The organism is Streptomyces sp. NPDC041713 (genome assembly GCF_055591085.1).
This window is the reverse complement of the sequence record NZ_JBVIZY010000006.1, coordinates 404,559-424,074: the sequence shown is the minus strand read 5'-3', so window position 1 is coordinate 424,074 and position 19,516 is coordinate 404,559. Positions and strand designations below refer to the sequence as shown.

Annotated in this window: 21 protein-coding genes; 13 read left to right on the top strand and 8 right to left on the bottom strand. The window is 74.1% G+C overall.

The genetic code is table 11. The features are described from left to right. Window positions 1–154 precede the first annotated feature (154 nt). Window positions 155–916, top strand: a complete 762-nt coding sequence (locus tag ACZ6CV_RS21320) for a class I SAM-dependent methyltransferase (RefSeq protein WP_469252303.1) — start codon at window positions 155–157, stop codon at window positions 914–916. On the opposite strand, the gene ACZ6CV_RS21315 is transcribed toward ACZ6CV_RS21320, so the two are convergent. Then, complete coding sequence (locus ACZ6CV_RS21315) at window positions 913–1,974, bottom strand: cytochrome P450 (protein WP_469252302.1); 1,062 nt, start codon at window positions 1,972–1,974, stop codon at window positions 913–915. The genes ACZ6CV_RS21320 and ACZ6CV_RS21315 overlap by 4 nt on opposite strands. 126 nt (window positions 1,975–2,100) lie before the next feature. Further along, window positions 2,101–2,181 carry a tryptorubin family RiPP precursor gene (locus ACZ6CV_RS21310; protein ID WP_355806243.1) on the bottom strand — a complete coding sequence of 27 codons (81 nt, stop codon included), beginning with the start codon at window positions 2,179–2,181 and terminating at the stop codon, window positions 2,101–2,103. Between the two features lie 293 nt (window positions 2,182–2,474). Here ACZ6CV_RS21310 and ACZ6CV_RS21305 point away from each other — a divergent pair, with 293 nt between their 5' ends. From ACZ6CV_RS21305 to ACZ6CV_RS21295, 3 genes are all read left to right on the top strand, one after another. Beyond that, the gene (locus tag ACZ6CV_RS21305; protein ID WP_469252301.1) at window positions 2,475–3,167 is read left to right on the top strand and encodes an alpha/beta fold hydrolase; all 693 of its coding nucleotides are present in this window, start codon (window positions 2,475–2,477) and stop codon (window positions 3,165–3,167) included. A gap of 126 nt (window positions 3,168–3,293) precedes the next feature. Next, window positions 3,294–4,232: a polysaccharide deacetylase family protein gene (locus ACZ6CV_RS21300; RefSeq protein ID WP_469252300.1), complete on the top strand. Its 939-nt coding sequence runs from the start codon at window positions 3,294–3,296 to the stop codon at window positions 4,230–4,232. Window positions 4,233–4,377: 145 nt separating this feature from the next. Next, window positions 4,378–4,548, top strand: coding sequence for a hypothetical protein (locus tag ACZ6CV_RS21295; protein ID WP_469252299.1), 171 nt, complete (start codon window positions 4,378–4,380; stop codon window positions 4,546–4,548). A 21-nt stretch (window positions 4,549–4,569) separates the two neighbouring features. On the opposite strand, the gene ACZ6CV_RS21290 is transcribed toward ACZ6CV_RS21295, so the two are convergent. Both ACZ6CV_RS21290 and ACZ6CV_RS21285 read right to left on the bottom strand, forming a co-directional pair. Further along, complete coding sequence (locus ACZ6CV_RS21290; RefSeq protein ID WP_469252298.1) at window positions 4,570–5,238, bottom strand: ABC transporter; 669 nt, start codon at window positions 5,236–5,238, stop codon at window positions 4,570–4,572. Continuing rightward, window positions 5,238–6,191, bottom strand: coding sequence for an ABC transporter ATP-binding protein (locus ACZ6CV_RS21285; protein WP_469252297.1), 954 nt, complete (start codon window positions 6,189–6,191; stop codon window positions 5,238–5,240). Before ACZ6CV_RS21285 ends, ACZ6CV_RS21290 begins: the two co-directional genes overlap by 1 nt. Before the next feature lie 124 nt (window positions 6,192–6,315). On the opposite strand from ACZ6CV_RS21285, the gene ACZ6CV_RS21280 reads away from it, so the two are divergent. After that, window positions 6,316–7,086, top strand: a complete 771-nt coding sequence (locus tag ACZ6CV_RS21280) for a peptidyl-tRNA hydrolase (RefSeq protein WP_469252296.1) — start codon at window positions 6,316–6,318, stop codon at window positions 7,084–7,086. Between the two features lie 42 nt (window positions 7,087–7,128). Here ACZ6CV_RS21280 and ACZ6CV_RS21275 read toward each other — a convergent pair whose 3' ends face one another. Further along, window positions 7,129–7,494, bottom strand: a complete 366-nt coding sequence (locus ACZ6CV_RS21275; RefSeq protein ID WP_469252295.1) for a darcynin family protein — start codon at window positions 7,492–7,494, stop codon at window positions 7,129–7,131. 75 nt (window positions 7,495–7,569) lie between these two features. After that, the gene (locus ACZ6CV_RS21270) at window positions 7,570–8,475 is read right to left on the bottom strand and encodes an NAD(P)H-binding protein (protein WP_469252294.1); all 906 of its coding nucleotides are present in this window, start codon (window positions 8,473–8,475) and stop codon (window positions 7,570–7,572) included. A gap of 321 nt (window positions 8,476–8,796) precedes the next feature. On the opposite strand from ACZ6CV_RS21270, the gene ACZ6CV_RS21265 reads away from it, so the two are divergent. The 7 genes from ACZ6CV_RS21265 to ACZ6CV_RS21235 all read left to right on the top strand — a co-directional run bounded on the left by ACZ6CV_RS21265 (window position 8,797) and on the right by ACZ6CV_RS21235 (window position 16,130). Next, window positions 8,797–9,459 carry a TetR/AcrR family transcriptional regulator gene (locus tag ACZ6CV_RS21265; RefSeq protein ID WP_469252293.1) on the top strand — a complete coding sequence of 221 codons (663 nt, stop codon included), beginning with the start codon at window positions 8,797–8,799 and terminating at the stop codon, window positions 9,457–9,459. Between the two features lie 165 nt (window positions 9,460–9,624). After that, window positions 9,625–10,308, top strand: a complete 684-nt coding sequence (locus ACZ6CV_RS21260) for a TIGR03086 family metal-binding protein (RefSeq protein ID WP_469252292.1) — start codon at window positions 9,625–9,627, stop codon at window positions 10,306–10,308. A gap of 67 nt (window positions 10,309–10,375) precedes the next feature. Continuing rightward, the gene (locus ACZ6CV_RS21255; protein ID WP_355805081.1) at window positions 10,376–11,143 is read left to right on the top strand and encodes a DUF4142 domain-containing protein; all 768 of its coding nucleotides are present in this window, start codon (window positions 10,376–10,378) and stop codon (window positions 11,141–11,143) included. Window positions 11,144–11,377: 234 nt separating this feature from the next. Then, complete coding sequence (locus ACZ6CV_RS21250; RefSeq protein ID WP_469252464.1) at window positions 11,378–12,610, top strand: MbnB/TglH/ChrH family RiPP precursor modification enzyme; 1,233 nt, start codon at window positions 11,378–11,380, stop codon at window positions 12,608–12,610. 164 nt (window positions 12,611–12,774) lie between these two features. Further along, window positions 12,775–13,533, top strand: coding sequence for a DUF4142 domain-containing protein (locus ACZ6CV_RS21245; RefSeq protein WP_469252291.1), 759 nt, complete (start codon window positions 12,775–12,777; stop codon window positions 13,531–13,533). A gap of 100 nt (window positions 13,534–13,633) precedes the next feature. Continuing rightward, the gene (locus ACZ6CV_RS21240; RefSeq protein WP_469252290.1) at window positions 13,634–14,407 is read left to right on the top strand and encodes a TIGR04222 domain-containing membrane protein; all 774 of its coding nucleotides are present in this window, start codon (window positions 13,634–13,636) and stop codon (window positions 14,405–14,407) included. A 109-nt stretch (window positions 14,408–14,516) separates the two neighbouring features. Next, a complete protein-coding gene (locus tag ACZ6CV_RS21235; protein ID WP_469252289.1) occupies window positions 14,517–16,130 on the top strand; it encodes an alpha/beta hydrolase in 1,614 nt (537 codons plus the stop codon). Between the two features lie 28 nt (window positions 16,131–16,158). Here ACZ6CV_RS21235 and hemQ read toward each other — a convergent pair whose 3' ends face one another. Beyond that, window positions 16,159–16,887, bottom strand: a complete 729-nt coding sequence (gene hemQ / locus ACZ6CV_RS21230; protein WP_469252288.1) for a hydrogen peroxide-dependent heme synthase — start codon at window positions 16,885–16,887, stop codon at window positions 16,159–16,161. Between the two features lie 4 nt (window positions 16,888–16,891). Beyond that, window positions 16,892–18,355 carry a protoporphyrinogen oxidase gene (gene hemG / locus ACZ6CV_RS21225; protein WP_469252287.1) on the bottom strand — a complete coding sequence of 488 codons (1,464 nt, stop codon included), beginning with the start codon at window positions 18,353–18,355 and terminating at the stop codon, window positions 16,892–16,894. Between the two features lie 125 nt (window positions 18,356–18,480). Here hemG and ACZ6CV_RS21220 point away from each other — a divergent pair, with 125 nt between their 5' ends. Continuing rightward, a complete protein-coding gene (locus tag ACZ6CV_RS21220; protein ID WP_469252286.1) occupies window positions 18,481–19,488 on the top strand; it encodes a DUF4349 domain-containing protein in 1,008 nt (335 codons plus the stop codon). The last annotated feature ends 28 nt before the right edge of the window (window positions 19,489–19,516 follow it).

Below are 19,516 nucleotides of genomic sequence, written 5' to 3'. Positions count from 1 at the left end.
GGGGTGTACGGGCGGGGGTCGCCGCCCGCGCGTGGGGCGCGCACACGACCGCGGACGCCCTTCGCCGGCCTCCGCAGCCCCCGCGTAAACCCGCTCCGACCTGGGGCGATGAGGTGTGCGCGGCCTACAATCGGGTTCTGCGAAAGGGGACTTGATGGACCGCAGCGTACGCACGATCGATGACGTGATGAAGCTTCTGGACGGGCTCTTCGAGCCGGCGGCCGACCGGTGGTCGGCGGACGGGGCCGCGTGGTGGGACGGCTTCTACGCCGACCGGTCGAAGCCGGTGCCGTTCTTCGCGGACAAGCCCGACGAAAGCCTCGTCTCGTACGGTGAACGGGGTCTGCTCACCCCGGGGCGCGCCCTCGACCTGGGCTGCGGCCCGGGGCGCAACGCCCTGCACCTCGCCTCGCTCGGCTTCGCGGTGGACGCCGTCGACCTGTCGCAGGGCGCCCTCGCCTGGGCGGCGGACCGGGCCCGCGCGGCGGGAGCCGAGGTGAGCTTCCACCACGGTGACGCCTTCGCGCTCGCGCGGGCGGAGCTGAGCGGCCCGTACGACCTGATCTACGACTCCGGCTGCTTCCACCACCTGCCGCCGCACCGCCGCGTCAGCTATCTCGCCCTCCTCGACCGCCGGTTGGCCCCCGGCGGCCACTTCGCCCTCAGCTGTTTCGCGGCCGGCGAGGCGGGCATGGGCTCCGAGCTCTCCGACGCGGACTTCTATCGGCAGGGCGGGCTGCACGGCGGCCTGGCGTACACGGCGGAGTCGCTGCGCGGGATCTTCGCCGACCTGACGGAGGTCGAGCTCCGCCGCATGCACGACGAGCCGCCCGGCTCCCCGCGCTTCGGCGAACCGTTCCTCTGGGCGGCCCTGTTCCGCAGGGACGACGCGGACCAGGCGGACGGGCAGGCCTAAGGCCTGGCCCCGCCCCCGAGCACCAACCGCACCTTGTCGACGCCCAGCAGCCCCGCCAGCGGCACCTTCGCCGTGGTCTGCCGGGGGTCGACCGTCACGCCCTCGGCGCGCAGGATGTCGAGGAGCATGCCGGCCAGCGGCATCACCATGTGCCGCCCCCAGCAGCGTTCGGAGACGTGGCCGAAGGGGAGGTAGCCCGGGTGGTCGTCGGGGTCGAGCGTGTCCCAGCGCTCGGGGCGGAAGTCGTCCGGGTCGTCCCACAGCGCCGGGTCGCGGTGGCTGAGCAGCGGCAGCAGCAGCACGTCGTCGCCCGGGCCGATGCGGTCGTCGAGGGCGGGGTACTCGGGGCCGGCGTTGCGCAGGAGGTTCCAGGACGGCGGCAGCAGCCGCATCGACTCGTAGAGGATGTGGTCGTTCGGCGTGTCGTCGTCGAACGGCGCCCCGAGCCAGTACGCGTTGGCGACGAGCGTGGAGACGGTGAAGCAGACGGGCGCGGCGGCGCGCCGGTACATGCCCATGGCGTAGCGGCGTTCGTTGTAGTTCGCGGCCTTCGCGGTCAGGCCCGCGATGCTGGTGGCGGGCGCGCCGGGGCGGAGCCTGCCGGGCAGGGCGGCGCCGGTGGCGATGACCGCCCAGGTCAGCTTGGGCGTCAGCTCCAGCGTGCGGTCCATGAGGACGCGCAGCCGGTACGGGTCGGCGCCGAGGATCAGGTCGCGCAGGTGGACGTGGCCGACGTGCGGCCACTGCCCCGAGAGGTCGAGGCGGCCGGGCACCGGCTTCTTCAGCGCCGCCCGTACGTCGCGGCCGATGGCCTGCATGACGGCGGCCGCCTCCGTACGCGGGATGGAACGCCCCTGCAGCGGTTTGAAGGTGGGGCGTTCGCGCTCGGTGGCCGGGCGGGCGGCGAGGATCTGGTCGGTCAGGGCGGGTCCTGCGACGCCGACGGTGTCGGCGTCCAGGCGGAACACGTCCTCGCCGCGGTGGTCGCGCAGCAGGGCGTCGAGCCGGGGCGTGAGGAGCGTGGTCCGCGCGCGCCCGGCGGTACCGGATATGGACATCGGGAGTCTCCAGGAGCGGGAGGCCCGCACCCGGCGTTCGGCACACCGGGCGCGGGCCTCGACGGCGCATTGCGTCCCTACGGAATGTGCGTCCGCGCGGGATGCGCGCGGTGCCCTGCCTGCGGCCTAGTACCAGATGTACCAGGCGTAGGACTTGAGGCTCTTCTCTCCGGTGACCTTCTTCTTGAGGGAGCGGACAACCTTCATGTGCATACCTCCGGTCGTTTCCGTTCGTCCGTGCCGGACACGGACCTGCGGAGGATCTCCGTCCCCGATCAACAGCCGATAAACGGCCAGGTGATGGGCTATGCCGGGCATATCCGGAGTGCGCCGGTGAGCGGGCAGCCATGCCGTAGGGGAAGAGGGGCGGGGGCGGAGTTCCGTTCCGGTTCACCCGGTCGTCGGACGTACGCGTGCTCCTGATACCAAGATCCGTGGAGACCGTCCGGCCGTCCGCGGGCGCGCGGGGGACGCAGGGGACGCAGGAGAGAGGCACCACGATGCAGCTGCACACCCACGAGTGGGGAACCGGCGACCGGATCGCCCTGTTGATCCACGGGATGATGTCGGACCACCGCACCTGGCGGCGCGTGGGGCCCGCCCTCGCCGACCGGGGGTACCGCGTGATCGCCGTCGACCTGCGCGGCCACGGTGCGAGCGGACGCGGCGCGTACGGCGCGCGGCTCTTCGCCGACGACCTCGTCGACACGCTGCCGGCCGGCGCCGACCTCGCGCTCGGGCACTCGCTCGGCGGTCTCGCCCTGGCCCTCGCGGCCGAGCGGCTCGCCCCCGCGCGGGCCGTCTACTGCGATCCGGCGTGGGCGCTCGGCACCGACGGCGCGGTCGACCCCGCGGCGTTCGTGGCGTTCCAGCGGCTCTCGCGGGACGTGATAGCGAAGTTCAACCCGCGCTGGGAGGCGGCCGACGTGGACGTCGAGGTCGCCACGCTGGCCGCCTGGGACCCGGACTCCGCGCTGTCGCTGTCCGGCGCGCACGCCGCCGACCACACGCCCGCCGCGCCGGTCGTGCCCTCGCTCGTCCAGGTCGCGGACCCCAGCCCCGTCGTCGACGAGGCGCTCAAGGAGGAGCTGGCGCGGCGCGGCTTCGAGGTGCGGACGGTCCGGGGCGCCGGACACACCATGTACCGCGACGACTTCGACGCGTTCATGGGCTCGCTGGAGGGGTGGATCTGAGGGGGACGCTGGGGGGTGGCCCTGAGGAGGGGTCTCTGGGGATCGGGCGTGGCGGTGGAGTGAGTCCTCGCGACCTCTTGGGCCTGTTGTCCTATTTGACGTATTAATGCCTATATCGTCGCGCGGGTGATCACTCTCGTACGGAGATGCGCCGCGCTCTGCGCCCTCGGCTCCCTGACCGTCGCCCTGGCCAGCTGCGGCGCCGACACCGCCACGTCCGGTCACGCGGGCCGCACCGCCCGCCCCGCGCCGACCGCCCCCTCGTCGTCCGCTCCCCCGACCCTCGCGCCGGGCCCCGCCGGGATCACCCCCGTGTTCACCAACGGGTCCCGCAAGCACGGCCGTACCGTCGCCCTCACCTTCGACGCCGACATGACGGCGGACCAGGGACCGCGTGCGGCGGCCGGTGAGCGGTTCGACAATCCGGCCCTGGTCGCCACGTTGCGGCGGCTGAAGGTGCCCGCCACGTTCTTCATGACCGGCCGGTGGGCCGAGGAGTACCCGAAGCAGGCCAAGGACATCGGCCGCGACCCGCTCTTCGAGGTCGCCAACCACTCGTACAGCCACCACGCCTACACCGGCGACTGCTACGGGCTGCCGACCGTGCCCGCGGCCCGGATGCGCACCGACATGGACCGCGCCTTCGCGGCCTTCCGCACGGCGGGCGTCGAGCGCCGCGTGCCGTACTTCCGCTTCCCCGGCGGCTGTTACGACCGGCAGGCCCTGCGGGCGCTGGCGCCCGGCGGCGTGACCGCGGTGCAGTGGGACGTGGTCGGCGGCGACGCCTTCGCCACGGACTCCTCGGCGGTCGCCCGGCAGGTGCTCGACGGGGTGCGGCCGGGCTCGGTCGTCGTCCTGCACTGCACGCGCAGCGCGGCGCCCGCGACGGAGCGCGCCCTGCGCACGATCGTCCCCGGCCTGCGCGAGCGCGGGTACCGGTTCGTCCGCGTCTCGGAGCAGATCCGGTCGTCCGGGGCGCCGGGGACGACGGGGGCGTCGCCCCGGGCGACGGGTGCGGGGGACGCGCCGGACTCGGCGGGGCGGGACGCGTCCGACAAGTCCTGAACCGGAGCGGCGGGTGTCCGGAACCGGAGCGGCGGGTTCATGAACCGGGGCCGCGGCTCATGAACCGGGGCCGCGGCTCATGAACCGGAGCAGCGGGTCATGAACCGCCGACGGGTCCTGAACCGGCCCGACTAGGCTGGACCGCATGCCGGACGACCATGACCGCGAGGGCGCCCCGCCGGAGCGGCCGGATGAGCCCTTCGCCGAGTGCGTGCTCTGCCGCGCCCCCACCGAGTACCCGGAGTCCCGGCGGGGCGTCACGCTCTGCCCGGCGTGCGCGTGGCAGGAGGCGCAGCGCTCGGCCTGTTCGGGCTGAGCGTTACGCACCCCGGCTCCGTCAACCGCGCCGCGAGCTGAGCGCGCACGCCCCCCACAGCGCCGCCGCCGTGACAGCCAGCGCCGCCACGAGCGCGCCCAGCGGGGCGGGCACCGCGCCCTCCCTCGACCCCGTGGTCAGGTCCGTCAGGACCGACTTGGCCGGGGAACCCGTGGTGACCAGCAGGAACAGCGCGCCGAGCAGCAGCGCGGGCACGGCGCGGCCCGCGGAGCGCAGCAGCGGCCAGGAGGCGAGCGCCCCGAGCGCGGTACCGAGCAACGCGCTGACCAGCATCGCGAGGAGTCCGGCCGCGCCCGCGGGCAGCCGTTCCACCGGCACCCGTGCGTTCGTGCTCGTCGCGTCGCTGATGACCGTCACGACGCACACCGCCGCGCCGCCGAGCGCGGCGGCGGTGAGCAATGCGGCCAGCAGCGACGCGAGGTGGGCCCGGCCGGGGCCGATGGCCGCGGCGGAGCAACTGCGCGCCGCGGGCGGCTCGTTGGACACGCAGATACGGACGAGCCAGCCCGCCACGGGCAGCAGGCCCCCGGCGGCGTACGCGAGCGAGTCCAGGATGGGCTGCCCGCCCTGTACGCCGACGCCGAGGAACACGGCGTACAGGATCACCGGCGGAAGCCACCGCTGGGACCGCACCAGCAGGGCGCTCTGGTAGCGCAGCGCGGCACGCATCACCGCACCTCCCCGTCCGTGGCCGCCCGCACCGCGGCATGGGCGTCGGCGTCCGCGGCGTGCACCCGCACCACGTGCCACGGCGGCCGTGCCGTCAGCAGCTCCCGCAGGACCCGGTCCGAGTGGGGCTCGGGGACGGTGAGTCGCAGCAGACCGGGTGCGGCCCCCTCCGTCCGGGCCACGACCGCCGCCGCGACCGACGCCGGGAGCGCGGCCCCCTGCGCCCCGGAGGGCCCCTGCGCCCCGGAGGACCCTCGCGCCCCCGTGGGCCCCTGTACCTCGATGGACACCATGGGCCCCGCCCCCTCCCCCGAAGTCGCCTGTTCCGTACGGCGGTTCAGCGTCGAGCCCGTCACCGCGTACGTCGCCTCCGCCAGGCCCCGCAGCCGCAGCGGGTCGTGGTCGACGAAGACCGCGGAGCCGCCCGCCGAGGTCCGCTCGGCCACCGCGCGGTCGAGCTCGCCGCGGGCGGGCGCGTCCAGGCCGGTCCACGCCTCGTCGAGGACGAGGAGTTCGGGGTCGGCCAGCAGCGCCTGCGCCACGGCGACCTTCTGGCTGCTGCCCTTGGAGAGCTCCGACAGCGGCGTCCGCGCGTACCCGTCGGCGCCGAAACGCTCCAGCCACTCCGCCGCCCGGCGCCGGGCCGCAGCGCGCGCGAGACCGTGCACGCGGCCCATGTGCGTGAGGTAGCCGATCGCGGTGAACGGCAGTGCGGCGGGGAACCGTTCGGGCACGAACGCGGTGCGCGGACGCCCGGCCACCCGCCCCTCGGAGGGCGCGTCGATCCCGGCGAGCAGCCTCAACAGGGTTGATTTTCCTGTGCCGTTGCCGCCCTCGACGCGCACCAGGGCGCCCGCCGGTATACCGAGGTCGACCTCGCGCAGCACCCAGGGGCCGCGCATGCCGTAGCGGCGACCCACCTTGTCGAGCCGTACGGCGTGCTCACGTTCCATGCGGGCCATCCTCGCGTACGGGCCGGGGCGGTAACGATCCACGTATGGGCCGGGGCAGACACGATCCACGTACGGGCCGGGGCCGGGCACGGCCCGTCGGCCGGGAGGCTGGCAGACTTGCCGCGTGAGCAGCGAAGAGACGACCACCGCCGACAGCGCCCCCGCCAGCGCCCCCGCCGGGCCTGCCGCGCAGGACAGCCCGTTCCGGCACGAGATCACCTCGCGCGACGAGGCGCCGCAGTTCGTGCTGCCCCTCGTCGCCCGCATCGAGCGCGCCGCTCCGCCGGCCCGCACGGATGCCCTGGAGACCGCGGCCCGCGCCGTCCTGGTGATGCTGAGCGACGCGCGTTCCCTCGGCGACGGCGAGTGGGCGCAGGCCATGCGGGACTGGCAGGACGCCCGTATCCGCAAGGTGGTGCGCCGGGCCCGGGGAGCCGAGTGGCGCAAGGCCGAGGCGCTGCCGGGCATCACCGTCACCGGCAAGTCGGCGGAGGTCCGCGTCTTCCCTCCCGTACCGCTCGACGGATGGCCGAAGGAACTGGCGCGGCTCCAGGTCTCCGGGACCGAACTCGACGACCCGGAGCCGCCGGCGGGCGCCGACCCGACGCACCCCGTGCTCTGGCTGAATCCCCACGTGGAGATGACGGCGGGCAAGACCATGGCCCAGGCAGGCCACGGAGCCCAACTCGCCTGGTGGGACCTCTCGGACGAGGAGCGCGCGGCGTGGCGCGACGCCGGCTTCCCGCTCTCCGTGCGGACCGCCGACGCCGGCCACTGGCGCGTGGTGTGCGCCGGCGACAACCCGGTGGTCCGCGACGCGGGCTTCACCGAGATCGCCCCCGGCCCGACCGTCGCGGTCGAGGGCGTGAACCGCATCGGCCTCCTCGGCCCCTGAGGGATCACGTGCTGCCCGAGGGATCAGGTGCCGCCTGAGGGATCAGGTGCTGATCGACGTGACGGCCTCGACGCCGTACGTACGGGCGTAGCCGTTCTCGGTGCCGACCAGGAGGTCGACGACCTCGAAGTAGCGGTCCCAGAACGGGGTTTCGCGCAGGGCGTCGACGAGGCGCTGGTAGGCGTCGTGGTCGACGGCCTCCCAGACCCAGACGTCGGTGACGCGGGTGGAGTAGAACTCGGTGTCGTAGAAGCGCGACCGGACGCCGGTGGTCCCGGCCTCGACGGCGGGGACGACCTGCGTGGTGAACGCCTCCACCCGCTCCTGCGGGGTCATGGCGAGCCATTCGGGCGTGGTCTTGACGAGCATGAACGCCGTGACGGGCAGGGCGGTTTCCTGTGCGGACATGGGACGGGCCTCCGGGAGGTGTGTCGATGATGGGGTACGGGTGCAGATCGGGTCAGGTCGGGTCGCGGGGAACGGTCAGGCGGCGGGCGAGGACGCGACGGCAGGCCTGAGCACCCGGTCGCACCACTGCTCGAACGTGGTGGGCGTGGCGGTGTCCGGCGTGCGGGTGACGCCGGCGTCGAGGCCCGCGTCCTTGGCCCGCTTCATGTCGCAGACGCCCCGCGCGAACGTCTCGTCGAGCCCGTAGCCGACGAGGGCGGCGTACAACTCGTCGAACGCCTGGCGCTCGTACCGTACGGGCCGACCGAGCCGCTCCGTCATGATGCGGGCCAGGTCGTTCGGGGACAGGTCCTGCGGCCCGAGGACCGGGACGCTGTCCACACCGGACCACGTGCGCTCCAGGAGCAGCCCGGCGGCGACGGCCGCGATGTCGGCGACGGCGACGAGGGGGACCTTGCGGTCGGGGTCGACGACGTCCGTGAAGACGCCCTTCTCCCGGATCTCCTCGGCGTCCTCCAGGAAGTTCTCGAAGTACGAGGGGTTGGCGAGGGCGCGGTAGGCGACGCCGGTCCCGGCGATGAGATCGTCCATGGCGAGCGAGGCCGTGACCAGCCCGGCCCGGTCGGCGACGGGCGTGCCGCGGCCGAGCGCGGAGACGCCGACCACATGGCCGACGCCGTGGGTGACGAGCGCCTGCGCGGCGGGACGCGTGAAGCCCCGGAAGCCCTCGTCCGGCGTCCGCGAGGAGTCCGGCGGGACGAGCCAGAACACGGCGTCCGCGCCGGCGAAGGCCCGGTCGACGACGTCGGCGTCGCCGTGCGAGCCGACGACCACCTCGACCCGTTCACGCGTCGCGTCGGGAAGGCGGGCCGGGTCGCGCACCACGACGCGCAGGCGCTCGCCGTGGGCGGGGGCGGACTGCAGGAGCAGGGGCAGCAGATGGCGGCCGATGTTCCCGGTGGGAGCGGTGATGACGATCATGCAAACCTCGTGGCTCGGTGCGGTTTCGGTATGTCCTCATCCTGTGGAGCGCCGGGTCATTGCGACAAGAGGAACTTCGGCACGGGATCATTGCCGAAAATGGAATGACCGGGTTGAGCAGTGCTGATGAAGCCCACGGCGGTCGTCGCACGCCGCGCGCGCCGGGACACTGACCCGGGCACTAGGGTGCGAGCACGGACGGACCCGGCCGGCGGCGAAGCCGGGCGCAGAGTGGTGTCGGCGCGGGCCAGGAGCGGAGGAAGACATGCGGGCGAGAGCGGAACGCGGACGCGCGGCGTCGGACCGGCCCGGGGGCCGGTCGTGAGCAGCGGCACCGCGGGAACCGGCGGGCGGCTGGACGGCCGGGTCGAACGCGGCAACCAGACCCGCCGCCTCGTGCTGCGCCGCACCGTCGACATCGCCTCCGTCGAGGGGCTCGACGCCCTGTCGCTGGGGCGCATCGCCGCCGAGCTGAACCTCAGCAAGAGCGGGGTGTTCGCGCTCTTCGGCTCGAAGGAGGAGCTGCAGCTGGCGACCGTCAGGGCGGCGGGGCGCATCTTCCTCGACACGGTGGTGGAGCCCGCGCGCGAGGAGCCGCCCGGCCTCGGGCAGGTGGCACGGCTCTGCGCGAACTGGCTGGCGTACTCGGAGGAGCGGGTCTTCCCCGGCGGCTGCTTCTTCTACGGGGCGATGGCCGAGTACGACGCACGCGAGGGGGCCGTGCACGACGCCGTCGTCGACGCCGCCCGCGGCTGGACCGGGCAGATGGAGCGCTGCATCGGCGAGGCGCGCGACGCCGGTGAGGTGCGGGCGGACACGGACATCGGGCAGCTCGCCTTCGAACTCGTCGCCCTCATGGAGACGGCCAACGCGTACTCGGTGCTGCACGGCGCGCCGGACGCGTACCGGCGGGCGAGTTCGGGCATCACGGCGCGGCTGCGGGCGGCGGCCACGGATCCGGAGCTGGTGCCGCAACTCCCCTGAGGCGTCGGCCCATCGGGCTCCCCGAGGCGCTGGCCCATCGGGCTCCCTGAGGCGCCGGCCCATCGGGCTCCCCGAGGCGCCGGCCCACCCGGCCCCCTGGGGCGCTGGCCCATCCCGCACCGAAACCCGCTAGCACGACCGTTCGTTTAGTTTTATGCTGGCCGCATGCCTTCGACGGCTTCCCGCCCCGCCCGGAACCCCGACCCGGAAAGCAGGCACACCGTGACCGACCTCGTCGCCCTCGACCGCACCGCCGTCCAGACCTCCCTGCACGTCCTGTCCTTCGCCCGCGACGCGGCCGACTGGGAGCGCCCCACCCCCTGCGCGGGCTGGACCCTGCGCCGCCTCGTGACCCATATGACCGCCCAGCACCACGGCTTCGCGGCGGCCGCGCGCGGGGCCGGCGACGACCGCACGTTCTGGCTCGAACTGGACCTCGGCAGCGACCCGTCGGCCCGCTACGAGGAGTCCGTGCGGCATGTCGTCGCCGCCTTCGCCGAGTACGGGGCAGCGTACGAACAGGACGGCAGGGAGCGGCAGTTCGTGCTGCCGGAGCTCGGCGGCAGCTTCTCCGGACGTACCGCCGTCGGGTTCCACCTCCTCGACTACGTGGTGCACGCGTGGGACGTGGCCGTCACCCTCGACGTCCCGGTCACCTTCCCCGACGAGGTGGTCGCCGCCGCGCTCGCGGTGGCCCGGCGGGTGCCCGCTACACCCGAACTCCGCGGCCCCGGCGCCGCGTTCGCGCCCGCGCTGCCCACCCCGCCCGACGCCGGCGCCCTGGACCAGGTGCTGACCCACCTCGGCCGCTCCCCCGTACCGTTCGCGTCCGACGTCTCGCGCGGTTGAACGCCCCGCCCGTATCTTCCGTACTCCCCGGTATCACCGGCGACACCGGAGCACCACGGGAGGCACCTTGCGGCGCGTCAACGGCACGGCTCTGATCATCGCGGCACTCGTCGCCACGCTGGGGGCGATCGCGTTCCCCGTGTGGTCCTACGCCGACCGGTCCGGAACCGGGCAGGCCAATCTGGCCGCCGGTTCCGTCGCCACCCGGTGGGGGCCGCTCTCCGCCGCCGACCGGGACCTGCTGGTGAAGGTGCGGCTCGCCGGACTGTGGGAGATACCCGCGGGACAGCAGGCCGTCGAGCGGGCGCCGACCAAGGCGGTCAAGGAGGCCGGGGACCATCTGATCGTCGGCCACACCGACCTCGACCGCCGGGTGCGCGGCGTCGCGGCGCAGCTCGGCGTCGAGCTGCCCAACCAGCCCACCGAGCAACAGCAGGGCTGGCTGGACGAGTTGACCGCGGCGAGCGGCGAGGAGTACCAGCGCAAGTTCGCCAATCTGCTGCGCGCCTCGCACGGCAAGGTCTTCGGCGCGATCGCGCTGGTCCGCGACAGCACCCGCAACTCGCTCGTGCGGCAGCTCGCCACCGACTCCAACCAGACCGTCCTCGACCACATCACGATGCTGGAGGCCACCGGCGAGGTCGACTTCGACGGGATCGCGAACGGCGCCGCCTCGACCGCGACCGCCAGCCCCACCGGACCTCCGCCGCCGTCCGGCGTCGCGCCCCCGCAGGCGCCGCCCGCCGGGCCCAGCGGCGACGTGTCGGCCACGTCCCGCCCCTCGCCCGCGCCGCCCGGCCAGGTCAACACCGGCCGGCCGGAACCTCAAATGTAGCTCTGAACGTCCTCCCCCGAGGGTTCACCCGCCCCCGTCCCGGTCATGCCCTGAGGACGGAGGGCCGGGGGTACGGGGGCCCGCGGGACGAAGGGGAGCGGCATGACGCGTCAGGAGAGGCACCTGGGACGGCCGGCACTACCGGGTACGGGGAGCGCACGACCGGGTACGGGGATCGCACGACTGGGCACGGGGATCGGCTGGCGGCCCGAGATCGCCGACGCCGTGGAGGCGATGCCCGGCATCGACTGGGTCGAGGCCGTCGCCGAGAACCTCTGTCCGGGCCATCTGCCCGACTCCCTGCTGCGGCTGCGCGAGCGCGGGGTGACCGTCGTGCCGCACGGCGTCTCGCTGGGGCTCGGCGGCGCGGACCGCCCCGACGAGGGGCGTCTGACGGCGCTCGCCGAGCGTGCGGAGGCCCTCGGTTCGCCGCTGGTCACCGAGCACATCGCGTTCGTACGGGCGGGCGGCACCCTCACCGCGACGCAGCCGCTGGAGGCCGGGCACCTGCTGCCCGTGCCGCGCACCCGTGACGCCCTCGACGTGCTCTGCGAGAACGTCCGCGTCGCCCAGGACGCGCTGCCCGTGCCGCTCGCCGTGGAGAACATCGCGGCGCTGGTCGCCTGGCCGGGCGAGGAGATGACCGAGGGACAGTTCCTGTACGAGCTCGTCGAGCGGACCGGCGTACGGCTGCTCATCGACGTCGCCAACCTGCACACCAACCACGTCAACCGCGGCGAGGACCCGGCAAGGGCCCTGGACGAGCTGCCCGTCGAGGCCATCGCGTACGTCCATGTGGCGGGCGGCTTCGAGCGGGACGGGGTGTGGCACGACAGCCACGCACACCCGGTGCCCGAGCCGGTCCTCGCGATCCTCGCCGACCTGGCGTCGCGGGTGTCCCCGCCGGGCGTACTCCTGGAGCGCGACGAGAACTTCCCCGAACCCGCGGAGCTGGAAGGCGAGTTGGACGCCATCCGGGCCACCGTGAAGGTCTCGGGCGAGCTGCCCGCGCCGGAGCCCGCCGCTCGGCGTGAGGTGACGCCCGCCTCCCCGGCCGCCCGGCAGCGGACCGCGCTCGCCCAGGCCTCGCTGCTCTCCGCGCTCGTCGCGGGCACCCCGGCGCCCGAGGGATTCGACCACGCGCGGCTGAAGGTGCAGAGCCACGCCCTGGCCGCCAAGCGGGCCGACGTGGTGGCGAAGGTCGCCCCGGAGCTGCCCGGGATCCTCGGCGCCGCGTACCGCACCCACTTCCTGGACTACGCCCGCTCCCGCCCCATGACCGCCGGCTACCGCCACGACGCGCTGCACTTCGCCGCCCACCTGCTGTCCACCGGCCGGCCCGAGGACACGGCCGCCCGCGGAGAGCTGAGGACCTGGTGGCGGGAGCGCTCGGGCCCGGCCCCCCTGTCGCACCGCCCCGCCGCCCGCCTGCGCCGGGCCACCCGCCGGGTCCTGCTGCGGAGGTGACGGGAGTCGCGGGCCAGGTGGTGCAGACGAGGGTACGCCGTCTGCGGGCACCCTCCGCGCCGGGCAACCCGGCCGCCCCGTAAGGCAGTTGACGTACTCTTCGCCGTATCGGGCCGCGCCCCGCCCGGCGCGCACTAACGTGCGGTGGCGCACCAGGAGGCGTCATGCGATCCCGAACCATCAACGGCACCGGCCTCATCGTGGCGGGCCTCGTCGCGACCCTGACCGCGCTGATCTTCCCGCTCTGGTCCTACGAGGACCGCTCGGGCACCGCCCTCGACCGGCTCGACGCCGAGTCCGTGTCGACCGACTTCGGGCCGCTGTCCGCCCAGGACCGGGAGTTCATCATCAAGGTGCGCCTCGCCGGGCTGTGGGAGCTGCCCGCCGGGCAGCAGGCGGAGGAGCGCGGCACCACCAGGGCCGTGCGCACGGCCGGCGAGCACCTCGTACAGGGGCACACCTTCCTGGACGCACGCGTGCGCGAGGTCGCGGCTCGGCTCAGCCTGGAGCTGCCCAGTCAGCCGAGCCCCCAACAGCGCGACTGGCTGGTCGAGTTGAGCGGCGCCCGCGGCGAGACGTACGACGAAAAGTTCGCCAACATCCTGCGGCGCGCCCACGGCACGGTCTTCTCCCTGGTGGCCCTGGTCCGCGCGAACACCCGCAACTCGCTGGTGCGCGGCCTGGCCGACGACGCCAACACGACCGTCCTCGACCACATCAAGGTCCTGGAGAGCACCGGACTCGTCGACTTCGACGGGCTGGCGAAGGACGCGGCCACGTCCGGCCCCGCGGGACCGGTGACCCGGGCACCGCCGCCGCCGCCCGGTCCGACCGACTCCCCCGCCCCCGCCGCACCCGTCACACCGTCGGCCACCTACTCGCTGCCCCCGGCCGTCTCCCGGCCCGCACCCGCCACCCGGTGACCGGGAGCGACGGCAAACGGAACGTTACCTACCTGTCACCGGCTGTCCGCATGGTGAATAAGCCATGGCGGAATGCGGCGCCTTCGCATAGAAAACCGCCATGTTCTGGGTCCCTCTGTTCCTCCTCGCCTGGGCCGCCGCCGGGCTGTCCTGCGGCCGGCTCTGCCTCGCCGCGAGCCGCGCCGCCACCCAGGAGAAGACCGCGGCCCGCGACCACGAACTCACCCTCTACGAGACGGCGTTCCTGTCCGGCGGCCCGTACCGCGTCGCCGACGTGACGCTCGTCGCGATGGCCGGGGCGCGCCGGCTGCTGATCGCCCACACCGGCTGGGCGACCGTCGTCGACCCGGTGGGCCGCGACGCCATCGAGCGCTCGGTGCTCGGCGCGATCGGCCGGGACGGACAGTCGCGGATAGCGAAGATACGCCGGGCCACGGCCGCCGCCGACCCGGTGCGGGCACTCGCGGACCGGCTCGTCGCGGCCGGGCTCGCGGTCCCGGAGGACACCGGGACGGGCGTCGCGGCGGCGGTGCGCCAGGTGCGGGCCGCCACCGTGGCGGTGCTCGCCCTCGGCACCGTCGCGGTGCTGCTGCCGGGGCAGGGGCCGGGCGTCGCCGGGCAGGTGCCCGTCGCGGTCTGGTTCGCGCTGCCGCTCCTCGTCTGCGCGGGCTGTCTGCTCATCGCCCGCGTCGAGATCCACCCGTACACGCGGTGGGCGTCCCCCGCGGGCCAGCGGCTGCTCGGCGCGCTGCCCGCGCGCGGCGAGGGGCTCACCGCCGTCGCGGTGCGCGGGGTCCGCGCCACCGGCGACCCCGGACTACGGGCGGCCTTCGCGCAGCGGCCGCACCGGGAGGCGGGGCAACGGGGTCATTGAGCCGACACCGGCGGGCCGGTGCTTTACTTCGTCAATTACCACACGAATCATCCCTTTTGTTCGAGAACCTCCCGCACGCACAACCGAACAAAAGGGGTATGCACGCGCGATGAGAGCAGCAGCCGTCCGTTACGGAACCGCCGGATCCCTGGTCCTGACCGCCCTCGTCGCCGCCCCCGCGGGGAGCGCGAGCGGCGCCCCGCCCTCCCCCGAGACGTTCGGCACCGCCGTCGCGGCCCAGCGCGCCGAGGCCGCCGGGATCCACTGGGGCACCTGCGCGAAGGCCGAGGGCCTTCCGCCGTCCATCAAGTGCGGCACGGTCTCCGTGCCGCTCGACTACGCCCGCCCCGGCGGCAAGCAGATCAAACTGACCGTCAGCCGCACCAAGGCCACCGGCAAGGCGGCCGGCAAGGCGGCGGGCAAGAAGGTCACCCGGCAGGGCTCCCTCGTCTACAACCCCGGCGGACCCGGCGCCTCCGGCACGTACTTCCCGATGGTCGGCATGATGCCCGAGTGGAAGCGCATCGCCGCCGCCTACGACCTGGTCGGCTACGCCCCGCGCGGGGTGGGCCGCTCGGCGCCGCTGTCCTGCGAGGACCCGAAGTCGTACATCAAGGCGCCCACGCAGTCGCCGACCCACCCCGACGAGGCGTACAAGCGTAAGCGCGTCGCGCGGGCGAAGGCGTACGCGCGCGGCTGCGCGGCCCGCAACCCCGGCCTGCGCCACTACACGACGCTGAACAACGCACGTGACCTGGATGTGCTGCGGGCGGCCCTCGGTGAGCGGAAGCTGACGTTCATGGGCGCCTCGTACGGCACGTACTTCGGCGCGGTCTACGCCACGCTCTTCCCCTCGCACGTGCGCCGCATGGTCTTCGACTCGGCGGTCAACCCCGACCCGCGGCAGATCTGGTACGGCAACAACCTCGACCAGTCGGCGGCCTTCGAGCGGCGCTGGGCGGACTTCCGCGCCTGGGTGGCCAAGCACGACAAGACCTACCACCTGGGCAGCACGCCCGAGCAGGTCCTTCGCAGCTACGAGAAGGTGCGCGCCGAGCTGGTCCGCAAGCCCGCGGGCGGCAAGGTCGGCCCCGGCCAGCTGCAGGGCGCCTACCTCAAGGCCGGGTACTACGACGACTACTGGCCGATGCGCGCGGCGGCGCTCTCCGCGTATCTGAAGGGCAACCCCAAGCCGCTGATCGAACAGGCCGCGCCGGAGCCGAAGGCGGCCGCGGAGGAGGAGAACGGCAACGCCGTCTACACGGCCGTGGAGTGCAACGACGCGGACTGGCCCACCGACTTCGCCACCTGGGACCACGACAACACCCGGCTCGCGCGCACCGCGCCCTTCGAGACCTGGGACAACGCCTGGATGAACCTGCCGTGCGCCTACTGGAAGGCGCCCCGGCAACAGCCCCTGGACGTGCGCGCGGCCGGCGGCGAGCTGCCGCCGACGCTGATCCTGGCCGCCGAGCGCGACGCGGCGACGCCGTACGAGGGGGCGCGGGAGCTGAACCGGCGCCTTGAGGGATCGGTCCTGGTCACCGAGCGGGGCGCCGGCACGCACGGCATCGGCGGCGGCCCCAACCAGTGCGTCAACGGGCACCTGGACGCGTATCTCCTGCACGGCGAGCTCCCCGTGCGGCGCGCGGCGTGCGCACCGCACAAGGAGCCCTCGCCGACGTCCGGGATCCGCGCGGCGGAACTGCCCCGGGAGCGCTGACCCGCAGGACCCGGGGGGTGCCGGCCCGCTACGCCAGGCCCGCCACCAGGTCCGCCACGGACTTGCGGCGGCCGGTGTAGAACGGCACCTCTTCACGGACGTGCATCCGGGCCTCGGAGGCACGCAGGTGACGCATGAGGTCGACGATGCGGTACAGCTCGTCGGCCTCGAAGGCGAGGAGCCACTCGTAGTCGCCCAGCGAGAACGAGGCGACCGTGTTGGCGCGCACGTCGGGGTAACCGCGGGCCATCATGCCGTGGTCCTTGAGCATGCGGCGGCGGTCCTCGTCGGGCAGCAGGTACCAGTCGTAGGAGCGCACGAAGGGGTAGACGCTGATGTAGTTGCGCGGCGTCTCGTCGGCGAGGAACGCCGGGATGTGCGACTTGTTGAACTCGGCGGGGCGGTGCAGCGCCATGTTCGACCAGACCGGGTCCAGGGCGCGGCCGAGCTTCGTGCGGCGGAAGAGGTTGTAGGCCTCCTGCAGCTCGTCGGAGGTCTCGGCGTGCCACCAGATCATGACGTCGGCGTCGGCGCGCAGGCCGGAGACGTCGTAGGTGCCGCGGACGGTGATGTCCTTGGCGGCGAGCCGGTCGAAGAGGTCCTGGACCTCGTCCGCGTAGCCCGCGCGGACCGTGCCGTCCTCGGGGAGCACGTCTCGCAGCTTGAAGACGGACCACAGGGTGTAGCGGATGACCTCGTTGAGGTCCTTGGCCTTCTTGCCCGCGTTGGGCGTCTTGGCGGGGGCGTCGTCACTCATGGGGCTATTCTCCTCCGCCGCCGTGCAGGCTCTGCACCGGGTTGCGGGTGAGCTCCTCCACACCGGCGAGGTCCCCGCCCAGCTGGTCGACGGCGGCGTGGGCGCTCGCGATGCAGGCGGGGATGCCCACGCCGTCGTAGGCGGCGCCGCACACCGCGAGGCCGGGCAGGGCGGCGACGTGGGCGCGGATGCGGGCCACGCGCGCGTGGTGGCCCACCGGGTACTGCGGCAGGCCGTCGTTCCAGCGGGTGACGCGGGTGGCGACCGGCTCGGCGGTCAGGCCGGTGGCCGCGCGCAGGTCGTGCCGGGAGAGGGCGACGAGTTCGGCGTCGTCGCGCTCCAGGATCTCCGTCTCGCGGTGGCGCCCGACGGAGGTGCGCAGGACGACCAGCTCCGGGTCCTGCCGGTCGATCCAGCCCCACTTGCGGCCGGCGAAGGTGGACGCCTTGATGGTGTGCCCGTCGACGGGCGGCACGAGGAAACCGCTGCCTTCGGGAAGGTCGGTCTCGGCGCGGCGGTAGACGAGGGTCATCAGCGCCATGGAGGCGTACTCGACGGCGCGCAGCTCGGCCGCGGCGCCGGGCGACTCGGTGTCCAGGAGCTTCGCGGCGGCGGGCGCGGGCAGCGCGACGATGACGGCGTCGGCCTCGTGCCGTCCGCTCTCCGTGGTCACCAGCCACCCGTCGGCCCTCCGCCGCACCTCGGTGACCGGCGTGTCGGTGCGGATCTCGGCGCCGCGTGCGCGCAGCGACGCGGCGACGGCGAGCGGGAGGCGGCCGATGCCGCCGTCGATGCCCATGAAGACGGGCCCGGTCTGCTGGTTCTGCGCGGCGCGCGCCTGGATCTCGCGGACGCCCTCGGTGAGGGAGGCGTGGGTGCGGGCCGCCGCGAAGAGCTGCGGGACGGCCGAGCGCATGGAGATGCGGTACGCGTCCCCGGCGTACACCCCGCCGAGCAGCGGCTCCACGAGGCGGTCGACGACCTCGCGGCCGAGGCGCGCGGCGACGTACTCACCGACGGCGATGTCGTCGCCGACCTCGGTGGGCGGCAGTTCACGGTCCCGCTCGATGCGCCGCAGCCCCTCGTCGGAGACCACCCCCGCCAGGGCCGACGCGTCGCCGGGCACGCCCATGACGTGCCCCTTGGGCATCGGCCGCAGGGCGCCACGGGTCCAGATCGCCGCGGTCGCGGTGGCGGGCGGCTCCAGCAGGTCGGCGAGGCCCACCTCGCGGGCGAGGGCGACGGCTTCGGGACGGCGGGCGAGCATCGACTCGGCGCCGAGGTCGACGCGGACCCCGGCGATCTCGTCGGCGTGCAACTTGCCGCCGACCCGCCCGGAGGCCTCCAGAACGGTGACCCGCCGCCCGGGTCCCGAGGTGAGCCATCGATGCGCGGCGGCGAGCCCGGCGATCCCACCCCCGATGACGACGGCGTGGCCCATCCCCGTACGTGTGTCCGTTGCGCGCATGCCCCCCACTCTCTCAGACCGGCGAGTCCCGACCGTGACCGCATCGGGACCGGGCGGCAACCACCGTTCCGGGTCCGCGCGGCGTCAAAGAAGCATCGGTCACCACGTCTCTCGGGGGTACGTCGATGCACGCGTCCAGCAGGTCTCTCTCCTTGTCCCTGTCCCGTTCCCGTCCTCTTGCCGTCCGGGCGGTCTCCGGTCTCCTGTTGGTGGTCGCGCTCGCCGTCACCGGGTGCGGCGCGGGGGGTGACGGCGATGACAGCGGCGGTGACACGGACCGCAAGGCGGCGGGCAGCTCGGCCGGCGCGCAGGGGGCCGGCGGGGGCCGCGCCGATACGTCCGGTGGCGAGCGCCCCGGTGGCCGGAAGACGGCCGTGCCCGCCGCCACCTACATCATCCGCACCGCGCGGCTCACCGTCCGGGTCAAGGACGTCCCCCGGGCGCTCGACACGGCGCGCGCGGCGGCCGAGGACGCCGGGGGAATCGTCGGCGACGAGGACACCAGCCGCGACGACGGGGGCCGCGAGCGCTCCCGTGTCGTGCTGCGCGTCCCGCAGGACCGGTACGAGAAGGTCCTCGACGCGCTCTCCGGCACCGGCAGGCTGATCGACCGCGAGGCGAAGGCGCAGGACGTCACGGACCGGGTCGTCGACGTGGAGAGCCGCGTCAAGTCGCAGCGGGCGAGCGTGGCGCGGGTGCGGGAGCTGATGGACAAGGCGACCAGGCTGAGCGACGTGGTCGCCCTGGAGGGCGAGTTGAGCACCCGCCAGTCCGACCTAGAGGCGCTGCTCGCCCAGCGGTCGTCCCTGAAGGACCGCACGAGCATGGCGACGATCACGCTCTCGCTCACCGAGAACGCGGCGGCGAAGACGGGCGTCGATGACGACGACCCGTCGTTCACGGACGCGCTCGCGGGCGGCTGGGACGCCTTCGTCACGGCGCTGCGGTGGATCGGCGTCGTCCTGGCCGCGGTGCTGCCCTTCGCGGCGATCGCCGCGCTGCTGTTCCTGCTGTGGCTGCGGGTGGTCCGCCCGCGCGTCACCCGCCGGGCGACGCCGGCCCCGGCTCCCCTCGCCCCGCCGGCCCCGCCGGCTCCGCGGGCCGCCACCGGCCGTCAGGACGACCGGGATTGAGGGCCGTCGCGCAGGCCCCCGCGCCGTA